This window comes from Geothrix limicola, from assembly GCF_030268085.1.
GTDB classification, from domain to species: domain Bacteria; phylum Acidobacteriota; class Holophagae; order Holophagales; family Holophagaceae; genus Geothrix; species Geothrix limicola.
In genome coordinates, this window is the sequence record NZ_BSDE01000001.1 from 1,217,362 (window position 1) to 1,232,131 (window position 14,770).

General features: G+C 67.3%; 14 protein-coding genes. 7 read left to right on the forward strand and 7 right to left on the reverse strand.

Annotated elements, in window-relative coordinates; translation table 11 throughout:
* Nucleotides 1–3 precede the first annotated feature (3 nt).
* The 3 genes from QSJ34_RS05260 to QSJ34_RS05270 form a co-directional block, all read right to left on the reverse strand.
* Nucleotides 4–585, reverse strand: a complete 582-nt coding sequence (locus tag QSJ34_RS05260; RefSeq protein WP_285571294.1) for a TlpA family protein disulfide reductase — start codon at nucleotides 583–585, stop codon at nucleotides 4–6.
* Nucleotides 586–676: 91 nt separating this feature from the next.
* Nucleotides 677–1,039 (reverse strand): winged helix-turn-helix transcriptional regulator, encoded by a 363-nt coding sequence (locus QSJ34_RS05265; protein WP_285571296.1) that lies wholly within the window; start codon nucleotides 1,037–1,039, stop codon nucleotides 677–679.
* A gap of 164 nt (nucleotides 1,040–1,203) precedes the next feature.
* On the reverse strand, nucleotides 1,204–1,404 hold the full coding sequence (locus tag QSJ34_RS05270; protein WP_285571297.1) for a tautomerase family protein: 201 nt from the start codon (nucleotides 1,402–1,404) through the stop codon (nucleotides 1,204–1,206).
* Between the two features lie 252 nt (nucleotides 1,405–1,656).
* Here QSJ34_RS05270 and QSJ34_RS05275 point away from each other — a divergent pair, with 252 nt between their 5' ends.
* Both QSJ34_RS05275 and ttcA read left to right on the forward strand, forming a co-directional pair.
* Nucleotides 1,657–2,184, forward strand: a complete 528-nt coding sequence (locus tag QSJ34_RS05275; RefSeq protein WP_285571301.1) for an RrF2 family transcriptional regulator — start codon at nucleotides 1,657–1,659, stop codon at nucleotides 2,182–2,184.
* Nucleotides 2,181–3,032 carry a tRNA 2-thiocytidine(32) synthetase TtcA gene (gene ttcA, locus QSJ34_RS05280; RefSeq protein WP_285571304.1) on the forward strand — a complete coding sequence of 284 codons (852 nt, stop codon included), beginning with the start codon at nucleotides 2,181–2,183 and terminating at the stop codon, nucleotides 3,030–3,032. The genes QSJ34_RS05275 and ttcA overlap by 4 nt, the downstream gene beginning before the upstream one ends.
* 135 nt (nucleotides 3,033–3,167) lie before the next feature.
* On the opposite strand, the gene QSJ34_RS05285 is transcribed toward ttcA, so the two are convergent.
* The gene (locus tag QSJ34_RS05285) at nucleotides 3,168–4,358 is read right to left on the reverse strand and encodes a class I SAM-dependent rRNA methyltransferase (RefSeq protein WP_285571305.1); all 1,191 of its coding nucleotides are present in this window, start codon (nucleotides 4,356–4,358) and stop codon (nucleotides 3,168–3,170) included.
* Between the two features lie 30 nt (nucleotides 4,359–4,388).
* On the opposite strand from QSJ34_RS05285, the gene QSJ34_RS05290 reads away from it, so the two are divergent.
* The gene (locus QSJ34_RS05290) at nucleotides 4,389–5,528 is read left to right on the forward strand and encodes an alkaline phosphatase family protein (protein ID WP_285571306.1); all 1,140 of its coding nucleotides are present in this window, start codon (nucleotides 4,389–4,391) and stop codon (nucleotides 5,526–5,528) included.
* A 13-nt stretch (nucleotides 5,529–5,541) separates the two neighbouring features.
* Here the strand turns inward: QSJ34_RS05290 and QSJ34_RS05295 are convergent, their stop codons facing one another.
* Nucleotides 5,542–7,224 carry an aspartate:alanine exchanger family transporter gene (locus QSJ34_RS05295; RefSeq protein WP_285571309.1) on the reverse strand — a complete coding sequence of 561 codons (1,683 nt, stop codon included), beginning with the start codon at nucleotides 7,222–7,224 and terminating at the stop codon, nucleotides 5,542–5,544.
* A gap of 34 nt (nucleotides 7,225–7,258) precedes the next feature.
* Nucleotides 7,259–8,293 carry a cysteine desulfurase family protein gene (locus QSJ34_RS05300; RefSeq protein WP_285571312.1) on the reverse strand — a complete coding sequence of 345 codons (1,035 nt, stop codon included), beginning with the start codon at nucleotides 8,291–8,293 and terminating at the stop codon, nucleotides 7,259–7,261.
* 22 nt (nucleotides 8,294–8,315) lie between these two features.
* On the opposite strand from QSJ34_RS05300, the gene QSJ34_RS05305 reads away from it, so the two are divergent.
* Together QSJ34_RS05305 and ftcD are read left to right on the forward strand one after the other, a co-directional pair.
* Nucleotides 8,316–9,242, forward strand: coding sequence for a 5'-nucleotidase (locus QSJ34_RS05305; RefSeq protein WP_285571315.1), 927 nt, complete (start codon nucleotides 8,316–8,318; stop codon nucleotides 9,240–9,242).
* Between the two features lie 141 nt (nucleotides 9,243–9,383).
* Complete coding sequence (ftcD, locus tag QSJ34_RS05310) at nucleotides 9,384–11,231, forward strand: glutamate formimidoyltransferase (RefSeq protein ID WP_285571316.1); 1,848 nt, start codon at nucleotides 9,384–9,386, stop codon at nucleotides 11,229–11,231.
* A 3-nt stretch (nucleotides 11,232–11,234) separates the two neighbouring features.
* On the opposite strand, the gene QSJ34_RS05315 is transcribed toward ftcD, so the two are convergent.
* The gene (locus tag QSJ34_RS05315) at nucleotides 11,235–11,912 is read right to left on the reverse strand and encodes a hypothetical protein (protein ID WP_285571318.1); all 678 of its coding nucleotides are present in this window, start codon (nucleotides 11,910–11,912) and stop codon (nucleotides 11,235–11,237) included.
* Nucleotides 11,913–12,183: 271 nt separating this feature from the next.
* Here QSJ34_RS05315 and QSJ34_RS05320 point away from each other — a divergent pair, with 271 nt between their 5' ends.
* Nucleotides 12,184–13,680, forward strand: coding sequence for a methyl-accepting chemotaxis protein (locus QSJ34_RS05320; RefSeq protein WP_285571320.1), 1,497 nt, complete (start codon nucleotides 12,184–12,186; stop codon nucleotides 13,678–13,680).
* 41 nt (nucleotides 13,681–13,721) lie between these two features.
* Nucleotides 13,722–14,669 carry an RluA family pseudouridine synthase gene (locus tag QSJ34_RS05325; RefSeq protein ID WP_285571322.1) on the forward strand — a complete coding sequence of 316 codons (948 nt, stop codon included), beginning with the start codon at nucleotides 13,722–13,724 and terminating at the stop codon, nucleotides 14,667–14,669.
* Nucleotides 14,670–14,770 lie beyond the last annotated feature (101 nt).

Consider the following 14,770-nt stretch of genomic DNA (forward strand, 5'->3'; position numbering starts at 1 on the left):
CCGTCAGAAGTCCTGGGCCTTGGCGGCCGACTCCACCAGCCTCACCAGGGCCTCCGCCATGCGTTCGCCTTCCCGCGGCGGCGTCTCCACCACCGAACCTTCCAGCTTGTGGCGCCCGCCGGGCCCTGTGCTGAAGAGGTAGAAAGTCGGCACGCGGGCCACCACCTGGGGCGCGCAGCCCTTGGGCCAGAGCGCCGCATCCAGGGCCTTGTCGTGGTTGACCCCCAGGTAGTGCACCTCGATGAAGGGGTTGGGCTCCGCATCGAGAGCCATCAGCTCAGGCAGCTGGCGGTGACTGTCGCCGCACCAGGAGCCGAACACGGCCACCAGCGTGAACGGCCGTTTCACGGCCTTCCATCGCGCCCGCAGCCCGGGAGCCAGCCGTATCTTGGCCAGGTTGTCTCGAAAGACGGCGCGGTGGGCCAGGATGGCCTCGGCCGTCGCCGAACCCAACAACAAAGGGTGTCTTTCCGAAGCCGGGGCTGAAGGTTCCATGGGGAGCTTTCGAGAGGAAGCAGGCGAACCAGCCGGGGTTCCCTGGGCCAGCAGGGTCGCGATGCCGAAGACATGAAGGAGGGCCTGCATGGAGATCTCCATGCCAGAGTCTAGGGTCGGTTTCCCGTTGGCGGTACCTCAGGTTCGCGCATCGAGGACCCCAGCCCCGATCCAGGGAGCGCTACCTATCTTTCGGCAGGCCTGCGCCCGACCTCCCCGCCGCAGCGTGAGCCTTCATCTGGGCCTTGCCCGCCTTCCACCGCGCGGTGTGCTCGGGGGCCATGGTCCTGGCCCATTCCAGGGACCATCCGCCGAAAGGTTCGAGGAGCTGGTAGAGCTCCCGCCCCAGGTCGGTCAGCAGGTAGCCCTCCCCCTCGTGCACGACGAGACGCGCCTCCCGCAGATCCTTCAGCCGACTGTTCAGGATGGCCGGAGAGATGGATTCGCAGGCGGCCTGGAGCGCGCGGAACGTGGCCGGTCCCCGGCTGAGTTGCCAGAGAATGCCCATGGCCCACCGCCTTCCCAGAAGGTCGAAGAGGGCCATGATCGGCGCTCCCGACTGGGACCCACGAACGGGTTGACCTGGAATGGGAATGGACATGAAGGCTCAGGAAGGGATGGGATCCGGGGCGGGCTCGGCAGCCGCGGCTGCGGCGCGGCCAGATTGAATCTAGCAGCGCCGCAGGATCGAAGGAACGACGGGGCCGATCAGGCGGGCTGGGCGGCCCGCAGTTCCTTCAAGGTGCGCCCCCCGCTGCCGATGGCCTCATCGGACAGTTCATTCACCAGGACGATGAACGAAGCTTCCGGAAGCCGGGTGGCCTCGGCAGCTGAGCGCGTGAGGGCCGTGATCAGGGATTTCTTCACCTCGCTGGAGGTGGATTGCATGGCGATGGTGATGACGGGCATGGTTCTCTCCGGGTTGGAACGCCGCATTCCGCTGGCTGGCCGGGCCGGTGGAAGGGCGAGGGTGGATCAGATCAGCGCGCTTCAAAATAAATAGCAGCTATGAATTCTGAAGCAAGCCTTTCGAGCGATTTTTTTGGTCCGAATGGCAGGATTGCCCGCTGGTTCCGGACTGCGCGGATCGCGGAGCGCCAAGGTTTGAATGCCATCCCAGGCCCTCTCATAAACTTGACTCATTCACTCAAGAATACTAGGATGGAATCTGGAGAACCATCTGTGAAGATCTCGGCCCGAGGCAGGTACAGCATGCAGGCCCTGTTCGACCTGGCCCACCACAGCCACGGCCAGCCGGTCCCCCTGCACGTCATCGCCGAGCGTCAGAAGCTCTCCCTGCCCTTCCTCGAACAGATCTTCAACAAGCTCAAGAAGGCCGGTGTCGTCGCCAGCGTGCGAGGGCCCAAGGGCGGCTACATCCTCACGCGGCCCTGCAACCAGGTAAGCGTGGGTGAGGTGCTGCGCCTCACGGACAGCAGCTTCTACGCCGTGGCCAAGGAAGATCCCAAGACCGCCAACAAGGTCCTGATGGCCGACGAGCGCATGAGCCGCCTGCTCTGGAACCGGCTCTCCGACCACATCTCCGCGTTCATGGAGAAGGTAACCTTCGCCGACCTCTGCTCCGAGACCGGCAGCAACAGCTGCCCCGACTGCACCTGCCCCGAGTACGTGAAGGATGTCCAAGGACAGCTGGTACGGGGCGAGCGCAAAGCCTGCGGCCTCGTGTGAGCAATCCCTGCGCCCTGCCCAGCCTGGCCCTGCCGCCCAGCGAGGCTGATCTCGCGACCCTGCCCAAGCTTGAACGCAGGATCGCCCGGCGCGTGGGCGAGACCAATGCCGCCTACAAGCTCGTGGAAGCGGGCGACCGCATCCTTGTAGCCGTGAGCGGCGGCAAGGATTCCTGGGCCCTGCTGGACGTGCTGGAGCGCCTGCGCAAGCGCGCGCCGGTGAGCTTTCAGGTCGAAGCCGTCACGGTGGATCCGGGCTTCCCCCAGTTCAACCCCGATCCCATCGCCGAAGTCTGCGAGCGGATGGGCGTACCCCATCACATCATCCCCGCCCCCATCGACAAAATGGTGCGCACCAAGCCCGAAGAGCTGCCCTGCATCATCTGCTCGCGGCTGCGGCGCGGCGTGCTCTACTCCTTCGCCAAGCAGCACGGCTACACCAAGATCGCCCTGGGACACCACCTAGACGATCTCATCGAGACCCTGCTCATCAACCTGTTCTTCGAAGGCCGCCTCAGCACCATGCCCCTGCGTCTGGTGAGCGACGACGGCGCCAACACCGTCATCCGCCCCCTGGGCACCTGCGAAGAAAAGGATCTGCAGCGCTACGCCTGGCTGCGCGGATTTCCCATCGTGCCTTGCGGCTGCCCGCTCTGCGGCTGCTCCAGCCTGGAAAGCCGGCGCAAGCAGGTGAAGGAGATGATCGCCTCGATGGAAACGAGCATCCCCCGCCTGAAGGCCTCCATGCTCGGCGCCATGGGCAACGTGAAGCTGAGCCACCTGCTGGATCTGAACCTCGGTGCCCTCAGCGCCAAGGGCGTGGACGAGGCCGTGGAGCGACTAGGCTGAGCTGATTCAGGCCAAGGAATTGGAAGGAAGCGGAGGAGAGCGGAGTGGCGGAGGAAAGCTGAGAAAAGAGAAACTTCCATTTCAGTTCTCCGCTTTCCTCAGCGCCTCCGCTCTCCTCCGCTTATCTCATTCCTTTTATGACAGGCTCAGCCACAGCCCCTTGAGGTAGAAGCCCTCGGGATGGTTCAGGGCGTAGGGATGGTCCGAAGGCTGCCCTAGGTGCGCCAGCACACGGGCCTCGCGGCCGGCTTCGAGCAGGGCGGTCCACACGGCTTCCTGGAAGCGCATGCGGTCCAGGTGCTGGCTGCAGGAGAAGCACCAGAGCATGCCGCCGGGCGCCGTGGCGCGGGCGCCCAGCCGGAAGACGTCCTTGTAGGCCTTGAAGGCCTTGTCCACATCCTTGCGCTGCTTGGCGAAGGCCGGCGGATCCACGATGACGCGGTCCCAGCCCATGGGCTCCAGCTGCCGCATGAGCTCGAAGGCGTCGCCCTCCATGCGCAGGTGCATGGCCGGATCCAGTCCGTTGGCGGCCCAGTCGCGCTCGGCGTGATCCAGGGCCTGGGCGCTGATGTCCAGCGTGGCCACTTCCACGGCACCGCCGAGCCCGGCGTGGATGCTGAAGCCGCCGGTATATCCGAAGGTGTTCAGCACGCGGCAGCCTTCGGCGTGGGCGCCCACCTGCATTCGGTGGGCCCGCTGATCCAGGAAGAAGCCCGTCTTCTGGCCCCGCAGGAGATCCACGCTGAGCCGCGCGGCGCCTTCATGGATCGTGACGGGTCCGCCGAGGCTGCCCTTCAGCAGGCGGTTCACCGGGTCCAGGCCCTCTTCGCGGCGACCGGACTGGCTGCGCTCGACGAAGGCCGTGATGCCTTCGCGCTTGCCGATCTCGAAGAGGATGGGCCACCAGACCTCGCGCAGAGCCTCCAGTCCCGCCGTGCCCACCTGCAACACCAGGGCCTGAGCGTAGCGATCGACCACCAGGCCCGGCAGGCCGTCCCCTTCGCCGAAGATCCAGCGGCAGCCGCCCTCGGGCAGCCAGAGGCCCAACTGCTTGCGCAGGGCCAGGGCCGATTCGAAACGCGCGCGGAAGAAGGCCTCGTCCAGCGGCGCGTCCTCGAAGCGGAAGACCCGCGCCGCCAGCGGATTCGCGGGGCTCGCCGTGCCCACGCCCATCACCTGGCCCGAATCATCGGCCAGGCGCACGAGATGCACGTCCGCCGGCTTGGCCAACGCCCCCGAATACACCCAGGGGTGGCGCTTCGAAATCAGCGCCTCCTTCCCCGGTTTCAGGCGGAGCAACGGGTAGGGCCAGCGTGGGGTGTTCATGCGTCCAGGGTAGCTTGTTACCCTTCTGACATGCGCTTTCCAACCGTCTTCGCGGTCGCTTTTTCCGTCGCCCTCCAAGCCGCGCCCCCGGTGCTGGTGCTGAGCGCCGATGGCCTGGGCGCGGACCAGTTCACCGCACGCACCATGCCCAGGCTCTGGGCCCTGTCCGAGCAGGGGCGCCGGGGCGAGGGGCTGCCGCCCTTCCCCGCCACCACCTTCAACGGCCACGTGACCATGGCCACGGGCTGCTGGCCCGAACACCACGGCGTGGTGGCCAACGCCTACCTGGACCCCGCCACCAAGGCCCTGGTGCCGGTGGCCTCCCGCGCCGAGGACCTGCAGCGCGAGCCCCTCTGGGTGGCCGCCACCCGCGGTGGCGTGCGCACGGCCGTCTTCCAGTGGGTGGGCGCCACGGGCCCATGGGAGGGCGTGAGCCCCTGGCGCCTGGAAGTTTTCCGCCTGGGGCGGCCCGATTCGGAAGCCCTGGCCTTCAGCGAAACGGCGCTCAAGGACGGCGCAGGCCTCGTCATGACCTACCTTTCCGGTACCGACGAAGAGGGGCATCTGCAGGGCCCGCGCAGCGCCGAGACCGAATCGAAACTGAGACACATGGACGACGAACTGGCCCCCTGGCTCGAGCGCATGCTCACGGCGCATCCGGGTCTGCGCGTCGTGATTGCCGCGGACCACGGCATGGCCCCCATGCGCCGCCGCATCCACCTCCCCTCCCTGGTGGACGGCATCCCCTGCGAGCTCATCACCCATGGTGGCAGCGCCTTCATCTACCTCCGGCATCCCGAGGATGCCACCAAGGCCCTAGATCGCCTGCGGCAGGCGGGGCTCAAGGCCTGGCGAAGGGAGAACGTCCCGACGCGCTACCACCTGGCGGCCAACGCCCGGGTCGGGGACCTGGTGGTGCTGGCCCCCGAAGGACAGTGGCTGTCCAAGGCCCGGTCCAGCCGCGAGGAGGCGGACGAGCACCACGGCCGCCGCGGTGCCCACGCCTACGCCTCCGAGACCGCCAGCATGCACACCTGGCTCATCGTGCTGGGCGCGGGCCAGGGCCCCCTTGGCCCGGTGCCGCTGTGGGACCTGGCGCCCACCGTGGCCTCCTGGCTGGACATCTGGTGGGCCCAGGCCCCGGACGGCAGGCCCCTGCCCCTGAAGTGAACCCCGCGGAACCTTAGCGGATCAGCGCCAGCAGCACCTGGGCGAGCACGATCTTGAGGATGGTGGCCAGGGGATAGACCGTGGCGAAACCCACGTTGGGCAGCTCGTTGCCCGTGTGGTGGTTGGCGTAGCCCAGCACCACGGGCTGGGTGTGGGTGCCCGCCACGATGCCGAACATGACGTTGAGCGGGATGCGGAAGACCTTGTAGCCCAGCAGCATCGTCAGGGAGTCGGCCACGAGGCAGATGAGGAAGGCCGAGCCCAGGAAGAGGGGCAGCACCGAGGCATCCTTGGACACGATGGCGCGGAAGCCCTCGCCGGAAATCACACCGATGCCCGCCGCGAACAGCACGAGGCCGAACTGGCGGATGGTGTGGTTGGCGCTGTAGGGGAAGTTCCAGACCAGGGGGCCGATCCGGTGGAAGCGGCCGAGGATCAGCGCCACGGCCAGCGGACCGCCCGCGAAGCCCAGCTTGAAGACCATGCCGTGGCCCAGCGGAATGGGCACCTGGCCGAGGGCGAGCCCCGCCGCCAGTCCCATGGCGAAGGTGAGGAAGCTCACCTCGCTGAGGTCGCGGTAGCTGTCGCCGAAGAACTCCTCGATGGCCGCAATGTTGTCGCGCCGCGTGGTGACGCGCACGCGGTCGCCCAGCTCCAGCACCGTGTCGCCGTCCGGCACGAACCACAGGTCGCCCCGCCGCACCCGCGTGATGATGGCCTGGTACTTGTTCATCAGGTCCAGCTTGCTCAGGGGCACGCCGACCACATCCCGATTGGAGACGAACACCCGCGTCGCATCGAGGGCGCTCATGTCCCGGTCCAGCTCCACATGGCTGCGTTCGCCGATGCGCGCCACTACGCTGGCCAGATCCTCCGGGGATCCGACCACGGTCACCAGGTCATCCAGCTGCAGGCGGAAATCCGGCCCCGGCAGCAGCAGCTCGGCCTTGCGCAACACACGGCCGAACACCACCTGGGAACGCCCCACGGCGCGCAGTTCGCGCTTGCTGAACGATTCGGCCTCAGGCTGGGTCACCCGGACCGTCCACACCTCCAGTTTTTGATGACCCGCGTGGTAATCCTTCAGGCCGTCGGCCTCCTCCCGCAGGTTCACCCGGAACACCTTCGGGCTGAGGAGCAGGATCAGCATGGGCACCAGCACGCCGATGGGATAGGCGATGGCCGAGGCCACGGTGGGCTGGGCCAGCTCTACGGGATTGGCGCCCATGGTCTTCACGCGCTCGATGACACCCGCCAGGGCCGGCATGTTCGTGAAGCTGCCCGTGAGCAGGCCCGCGGCGTAGCGGGCGTTGAAGCCGAGGACCTTGGCCAGCAGCACCACGAAGGCCGTGGAGGTGAGCATCACGAGGAAGACCACGGCGTTCTTCTTCATGCCCTCGCGGCTGAAGGCCGCCCAGAAACTCTGGGCGATGGAAAGCCCCATGGCGTAGACGAACACCGCCAGGCCCAGCTCGTAGACGAGTTTCATCTCCTTCGAGATGTCCTTCTTGAGACCCGGATCCAGGCCCGGCGCCATGACCAGCGCGCCCAGGGCGATGCCCGCAAAGAGGATGCTGGCGATGCCGAAGGAAGCGCCCGCCACGCGGATCTTGCTGATGGGGTAGCCCAGCGCCACCACGGCGAACAGCATCAGCAGTGGGTTGTGCGCGAAGAAGAAGAGAACCTGCTCGATCATGCTCGCTCCGAGTCGGGATGGAATCTCACCCGCATCAGGTCAACCGTTTGAGGGCCGTCAGGAGGGTTTCCACCTCATCGGCTCGGGCATCGGGAAGCATTGAGAATCGGAGCACCGATCGCGCATCCTCCGGACTGTAGCCCAGGGACATGATGGCGTGGCTGGGTTTCACGGAGCCGCTGTGGCACGCGCTGCCGGTGCTCACCGCGAGGCCCGCAATGTCCAGGGAGGCATGAAGCGCTTCGCCATTCCTGCCTTTGAAGAGAACACAGCTGGTATTGGGCAGGCGCTCCGAACCCCGCCCGATGATCTCGATGTCGCGGTTCCAGGCCGTGATCTCGGCTTCGAAGGAATCGCGTAGCGCGGCCAGGGACGCGTTCATGGCCCGGCGCTCCGGCACGTGCCGCGCGGCCGCCGCCAAGCCCAGGATGGCCGGCAGATCCTCGGTCCCGCCCCGCCGCCGCCGCTCCTGCGGGCCTTCCATCAGCGCTTCCCAGGGCAGGCCCGGCCGCATCCACAGCAGGGCCGAGCCCCGGGGCCCGCCCATCTTGTGGCCGCTGAACACGGCCGCGTCGCAGTCCGAAAGGTCCACGTCCACCTTGCCCCAGGCCTGGGCGCAATCCTTGATGCGGACGGCATCCAGCACGGTGGGCATGCCATAGATCAGGCCCGTTTCGTTGTTGGCCGCCATCTGCACCACCGTCCCGCATTCCGCGGGAACCGCAGGCAGCCAGCTCACCCGGGACCACTCCTGAAGCGGATTCAGGCAGGCGCTGTGCTCGCCGGGAAACACCGCGGCGGGCCGGTCACCCAGGGCCGGCTCCAGCCCCCTGATGAGCAGGTGCAAAGCCTCCGTGGCACTGGCGCAGAAGATCAACTCGCCCGGCGTCACGCACAGGCCAGCCGCGATCTCGCGGCGCGCCTCCTCCAGGCGGAACCGCGCCCGCTGACCCTCCCGGTGGGTGCTCGTGGGATTGGCCCAGTCCTCCGCCATGGCCCGCCGCACGGCTTCCACCGCCTCCGGATGGGGCGGCACCGAGGCGTTGGCATCGAAGTAGAGGCGTGGCATGAGAACAATGTACCCTGAGCCCATGTCCAAATCCCTGGAAGGCAAGCTCGTCGTCGCCATCTCCTCCCGGGCGCTCTTCGATTTCGAGGAAGAGAACAAGGTCTTCGAGGATTCGGATGACCGCGCCTACATGGACCTCCAGCTCTCCCGCCTGGACGTGCCCGCCAAGCCCGGCGTGGCCTACCCGCTCGTGAAGAAGCTCCTCGCCTTCAACACGGAGACGGACAACCGTGTGGCCGTGGTGATCCTCTCCCGCAACGATCCCGTGAGCGGACTGCGCGTGTTCCGCAGCGCCCAGGAGGCCAACCTCCAACTGGAGCGCGGGGTCTTCACCCGGGGGCGCAACCCCTATCCCTACCTCACCTCGCTGGGTGCGAACCTGTTCCTCTCCGCCAAGGAAGAGGATGTGCGGGCCGCCCTCAACGCGGGCTTCGCGGCGGCGCGGGTCTACCCCGACAGCGCCGTGGCCGCGGATCGGCATCCGGACGAGATCCGCATCGCCTTCGACGGTGATGCCGTGCTGTTCAGCGACGAGGCCGAGCGCATCTACGCCGCCCGTGGGCTGGAGGCCTTCCAGGCCCACGAGATCGAACGGGCCGCCATCCCCCTGCCTCCGGGCCCCTTCAAGCCCCTGCTCGAAGCGCTGAAACCCCTGCAGGCTCAGCCCGCGGGCGCGCCCATGCGCGTGCGCACCGCGCTCGTCACCGCCCGCAGCGCCCCGGCCCACGAGCGCGCCATCCGCACCCTCATGGCCTGGAACATCCAGGTGGACGAGGCCATGTTCCTCGGCGGCCTTGAGAAGGCCGATTTCCTGCGGGAGTTCGAACCTGACTTCTTCTTCGACGATCAGACCGGTTACTGCGACACCGCCGCCCGCGTGGGCCCCACGGGCCACGTGGTGAGCGGCGTGAAGAACGAGGTCGGAGGGCCGCGCCCAAGCGATCGGTAAGGCTCGGAACGCATCGCGTTCCGGGACGGGAAAAGACTTCCGTTAACAGATTGTCAACCTTCTCCAAAACCGGACCGCTTTGCGGCCCGGTTTTGGAGTGCGGACCCACGCCATGGCTAGACTTGAACAAACGGAGGAACCATGTCCCGGAAGCTGGTGGAGTGCGTGCCGAACATCTCGGAAGGCCGGGATGCCGCGAAGATCAAGCAGGTGACCGATGCCATCGCCGCGGTGCCGGGCGTGCAGCTGCTGGATGTCGATCCCGGGGCGGACACCAACCGCACGGTCATCACCTTCGTGGGAGAGCCCGAGGCCGTGCTGGAGGGCGCCTTCACCTGCATCCGAGAAGCCGCCAAGGTCATCGACATGAGCCAGCACCACGGCGCCCATCCCCGCATGGGGGCCACGGACGTGGTGCCCTTCGTGCCCGTGGAAGGCGTGTCCATGGAGGATTGCGCCGAGCTGGCCCGCCGCCTCGGCGGTCGCGTGGCCCGCGAACTGGGCATTCCCGTCTACCTGTACGAAGCCGCCGCCTCGCGCCCCGAGCGCCGCAACCTGGCCGAAGTGCGCCGCGGCGAGTACGAAGGGCTCAAGAAGAAGCTACAGGACCCCCAGTGGCAGGCGGATTTCACGGCCGCCTACAACGCCCAGGCCGGCGCCACCATCATCGGTGCCCGCGAATTCCTCGTGGCCTACAACGTCACGCTGAATTCCGGCGACAAGGCCCACGCCACCGACATCGCCTTCGAGCTGCGCGAGAAGGGCCGCGTGGCCCGCCGAGGCCGCATCAAGCCCTACTACCAGACCGGCGAGCTGATCTTCTACGCCGAAGGGTCCTTCCCCTGCGGCAACTGTGATTTCACCGGCGCGACCTTCCAGGAGACCGTGGACCACTGCGCGAAGGCGCACGGCTACGACCTGCCGGCCCTCATGCGCCTGAACGATGTGGATCCCGCGAACCCCGTGGGCCAGAAGGTGCGCCGCCGGGGCCTCTACGACCACTGCAAGGCCATCGGCTGGTACGTCGACACCTACCGTCGCGCCCAGATCAGCATCAACCTCACGGACTACAAGAAGACGGCGCCTCACACGGTGCTGGAAGAAGCCCGTCGCCTCGCATCCGAACGAGGATTGGTCGTCACGGGCAGCGAGATCGTGGGCCTGGTGCCCTTCCAGTGCCTGCTGGCCTCGGGCCGCCACTACCTGAAGGCCATGGGCAAGTCCACGGGCGTGCCCACCTCGGACATCCTGCAGACCGCCGTGTTCTCCATGGGCCTCGATGACGTCTCGCCCTTCGAGACCGAAAAGAAGGTGCTGGGCCTGCCCACGTATGATCCCAAATCCCTCGTCTCCATGCAGGTGCACGCCTTCACGGACGAGGTCAGCCGCGACACGCCGGCTCCCGGCGGCGGCTCCATCGCGGCCCTGGCGGGCAGCCTGGGCGCGGCCCTGGCCAGCATGGTGGCCAACCTGGCCCAGGGCGGCGCCGACGCAGAGAAGGATGCCAAGCTCATCGCCGTGGCCGAGAAGGCCCAGGTGCTCAAGGACCGGCTGATGATCGCCGTGGACGCTGACACCAACGCCTTCAATGCCTTCATGGACGCGCGCCGCCTGCCCGACGCCACGCCCGAGCAGAAGGCCGCGCGCCAGGACGCCATGCAGGCAGGCCTGAAGGTGGCCATCGACGTGCCCCTCGACACGGCCAAGACCAGCCTCGCAGCCCTGGAACTGGCCGGTGAGGCCTCCAGGCTCGGCAAGGTGGCCTCCATCACCGATGCGGCCGTGGGCGCCCAGATGGCCTACGCGGGCGTGCGCGGCGGCGTGTGGAACGTCGTCATCAACCTCAAGGACATCACCGATCCCACCTACGTGACCGACATGCAGGCTCAGTGCTCCGCCCTGCTCGCGCAGGCCGCCGAGAAGCTCGCGGAGATCACCGCCTACGTGGATCAGAAGCTGCTGGATCGGCTGAACAAGGCCAAGAAGTAGCGCCTACTCGGCCATCCAGAAGAACAGCGCCGTCATGCGCTTGGTCGCGAGGTCGTGGCCGAAGTAGCCCGTGGCGGAATGGACCAGGTCGGCGCGGTAGAGCAGCAGGCGATTGAAGGCGTTGGGAATGGACAGCTCCGGGTGCCAGGCCTGGAGCGGCAGGCCCGTCACGCCGAGGGCTTCCCGCAGGTTGGCGTGAGGCGGCGGACAGAGGTTTCCGCCCAGGACGCCGTTGGGGTAGCGCAGGCGGTAGAAGGTGGTGCCCGAGCCCCCGGGCGGCCGGGGCGTGAGGTAGATCACGGCCGCGTAGCGGCAGAGGCTGCGTGAGTCCGTATGCGGGCGCGGACCCGATTCTTTGGCCCCGACTACCTGCACCACGTTGTGATTGAGGTAGGCGCCATCCGGGGCCGTCTCGGACCAGAGACGCCGGGCGCCCGTCAGTTCCCGGACCTTGGCCTCGAGGGGCTCCAGCTCCTCGGGCCCCAGGGCATTCCGTGAGCGAATGCCTGGCCAGGTTTCGCGGGTATGGGGAAAGCCCAGCTCCCACTCATCCAGATCCCGGAATCGCGCCGCTACGGCTTCTGCATCCGGCAGGATGCCGTCCACCACCCAGTAGTCGCGCCCCTCGAGGGGTTGGCGGTACGGCAGGCTCGGCGGTCGCCGGGGGCCAGGCTGGGACATGCGGGATCTCCGGAGGAAACGACCAGCGTACACCGGGCCTCAGGGCCCCGGAATTCCCGTTTCCCGCAGAAATGGGGGATCGCGATTGTCGACCTCCAAGGTCCGAATGGAACCCGCATGTCCCTTAAAAAGAACCTCCTTGAAGGTTCTATGTCTGCTATTCAACTCCGCGGGGGTTTTCGCCGAAGGGTCGCTGTTCAACTTCGTTATTTTTTGCAAAGGGTGATCTCCCGTGAAAAGCAAAGGATTGGCCCTGAAATTTTTTCTGCCTGTGTCCGTGGCACTGGCGGCGCTCCTGGCCATCGTCATCTGGGGGCTGAGCGCCTACCAGACCTCGCAGGCCGAGAAGGCCTTCGAGGAGCACCTCACGTCTCTGGCGGTGGCCTCGCGCTCCATGTTCCATGCGGATGCCGAGGAATACTGCCGCACCCGGGGCATGGTGTTCCACCGCGTGGTGAACGGCCGCTACTCGCAGGATCCCGCCGCCGAGGCCTTCGAACGCCAGAGCCAGGGCCAGTTCGGGAACAACCCCACCCTTGAGCATTGGGTCGGCCGCTACACCGCATCGAACGGGGAACCCCAGATCTACGTCCTCAGCCCCGGACGCCTGAAGGATTCCTGCCTCCAGTGCCACGGTGCCTTCGGCGTCGAAGTCTTCAAAGGCCACCAGACCGGCGAGCTGGTGGCTTCCTTCGGCGTCTCCATGTCCACGGCGGAGCTGTACCGCACCCAGCGGAACATCCGCATCCTTTCGGTGCTCGGCGGCGTGGCCCTGCTGATCATCATCAGCGTGATCATCACGCGCCGCGTGAAATCGTCCATTTTGACGCCGCTGGATCACCTCTCCGATGCCATCGGCCAGGTGGCGACCGGCGACATGACCGTCAAGGCCCTGGTGGAAAGCGAAGACGAGATCGGGCACCTGGCCGACACCTTCAACCGCATGGTCTCCGATCTCAACCACGCACTGGGCAGCATGGGACAGGCCTCCGAACAGGTGGCGTCCGGCAGCACCGAACTGGCCGCCAGTGCCGAACAGATGAACCGCACGGTGCAGGAGACGGCCCGGGTCGGCGAAGAGCTGCGCCAGGCCGGCCGCGAGGTGCTCGCCGCGCTACGCAACCTCGATGCGAACGTCGAATCCATGGCCAGCCATTCCAAGCAGACAGGCGCCAAGGCCGACGAGGCCGTGCAGGACACGGACCGCGGGGCCGAAACCGGCCGGGGCACGGCCCACGGCATGGAAGCCATCCAGGAAGCCACGTCGCGCATCGTGCAGGCGGTGAAGGTGATCCAGGGTCTCGCGCGGCAGACCAACCTGCTCTCGCTCAACGCCGCCATCGAAGCCGCCAAGGCCGGGGCCCAGGGCAAGGGCTTCGCTGTGGTGGCCGAGGAAGTCCGCATCCTGGCCGAACGCAGCGGGCAGAGCGCCAAGGAGATCGAGGAGACCATCCACGCCATGCAGGATGCGGTGTCCGAAGGGGCCTCCAGCGTGGACGTGACCCTCCACCACCTCGAGGCGATTCGCGATCGGATCTCCCAGGTGTCGGGCAGCATCCACGAGATCGGAACCCTCAGCCAGGGCCAGGCCCGGACCAGCCAGGACGTGGGCCGCCTGATGAACCAGACCGCCTCGCGGCTGGATCAGAACGCCACCGCCACCCACCAGCTGGCGGCCACCGTGCACGAGGTCGCCAAGACTTCGGAAGAGCTGTCCCGGGTGGCCGAGATCCTCAAGGAGACCGTGCAGCGGTTCAGGCTGCGATAATCCCGGGTCCGCCGATGTTTCCGGCGGACCCAGGATCCTCCATGCCTCTGCCGAACGGCGGATATCCCCACTCGGACCAGATCGGCGCCGCGGAGTCGGGCCGGACCGTGCTCGCCCACCTGAGCGCCAAGTATCCCCTCGCCTCCGAGGCGGCCTGGTCGGCCCGCATCGACTCCGGCGAAGTGACCCTCGATGACCGGCTCGCCAGACGGGAGGATCTGCTGCGCGCCGGCCAGCGGCTCGTCTGGAACCGTCCGCCCTGGATCGAACCGGAAGTCCCCCTCGCCACGGCCATTCTGTACGAGGATGCCGACCTGCTGGCCGTGGCCAAACCCAGCGGCCTGCCCACCCTGCCCGGCGGCGGCGAATTCCAGGAGCACACGCTGCTCGCCCTCGTGCGCCGCCGCCATCCCGAGGCCAGCCCCATGCATCGCCTGGGCCGCGGCACCTCGGGCATCGTGTTGTTCGCCCCCACGGTCGACGCGCGCAAGCCGCTCCAGGCGATCTTCCAGCAGGGCGCCACCCGCAAGGTCTACCGGGCCCTCTGCGGCGGAAGTCCCCCGTTCGACACCCTGGACATCGCCGCCCCCATCGGAGAGGTGCCCTACGCCCCCCTGGGCCACCTTCACGCGGCCTGCCCTGCGGGCCGCCCATCCCAGAGCCGTGTGACCGTGCTGGAGCGCCGCACGGAGGCCACCCTGGTGGACGTGGAGATCTTCACGGGCCGCCCCCATCAGATCCGCGTCCACATGGCCTGGGCCGGCCACCCGTTGGTGGGCGATCCGCTCTATGGTCCCGGTGGCATCCCCCTGCCCGGTACCACCGCCCTGCCCGGCGACCTGGGCTACCTGCTGCATGCCCACCGGCTGGAGTTCGAGCATCCCCGAACCCGGGAATGGATTCGCCTCAGCTGCCAACCGCCACCGGAGCTTCGAATCCTTGGGAGAAGCGAAAGGAATTCCGAAAGCGGAGGAGAACGGAGGGGCTGAGGAAAGCGGAGCCAAGAAAAGCGGCAAGCCGCGGTTCCTCCGCTCTCCTCCGCACCTCAGCTGTCCTCCGCTTCAAGAATTCCTTGCCCAACACAGAAGGT

Bases quoted from the DNA above. Each gene is read 5' to 3' on its own strand.
- QSJ34_RS05295 (WP_285571309.1), bottom strand. From the start codon at position 7,224: ATGATCGAGCAGGTTCTCTTCTTCTTCGCGCACAACCCACTGCTGATG.
- ftcD (WP_285571316.1), top strand. From the start codon at position 9,384: ATGTCCCGGAAGCTGGTGGAGTGCGTGCCGAACATCTCGGAAGGCCGG.
- QSJ34_RS05325 (WP_285571322.1), top strand. From the start codon at position 13,722: ATGCCTCTGCCGAACGGCGGATATCCCCACTCGGACCAGATCGGCGCC.
- QSJ34_RS05260 (WP_285571294.1), bottom strand. From the start codon at position 585: ATGCAGGCCCTCCTTCATGTCTTCGGCATCGCGACCCTGCTGGCCCAG.
- QSJ34_RS05270 (WP_285571297.1), bottom strand. From the start codon at position 1,404: ATGCCCGTCATCACCATCGCCATGCAATCCACCTCCAGCGAGGTGAAG.
- QSJ34_RS05290 (WP_285571306.1), top strand. From the start codon at position 4,389: ATGCGCTTTCCAACCGTCTTCGCGGTCGCTTTTTCCGTCGCCCTCCAA.
- QSJ34_RS05285 (WP_285571305.1), bottom strand. From the start codon at position 4,358: ATGAACACCCCACGCTGGCCCTACCCGTTGCTCCGCCTGAAACCGGGG.
- QSJ34_RS05300 (WP_285571312.1), bottom strand. From the start codon at position 8,293: ATGCCACGCCTCTACTTCGATGCCAACGCCTCGGTGCCGCCCCATCCG.
- QSJ34_RS05275 (WP_285571301.1), top strand. From the start codon at position 1,657: ATGGAATCTGGAGAACCATCTGTGAAGATCTCGGCCCGAGGCAGGTAC.
- QSJ34_RS05305 (WP_285571315.1), top strand. From the start codon at position 8,316: ATGTCCAAATCCCTGGAAGGCAAGCTCGTCGTCGCCATCTCCTCCCGG.
- QSJ34_RS05315 (WP_285571318.1), bottom strand. From the start codon at position 11,912: ATGTCCCAGCCTGGCCCCCGGCGACCGCCGAGCCTGCCGTACCGCCAA.
- QSJ34_RS05265 (WP_285571296.1), bottom strand. From the start codon at position 1,039: ATGGCCCTCTTCGACCTTCTGGGAAGGCGGTGGGCCATGGGCATTCTC.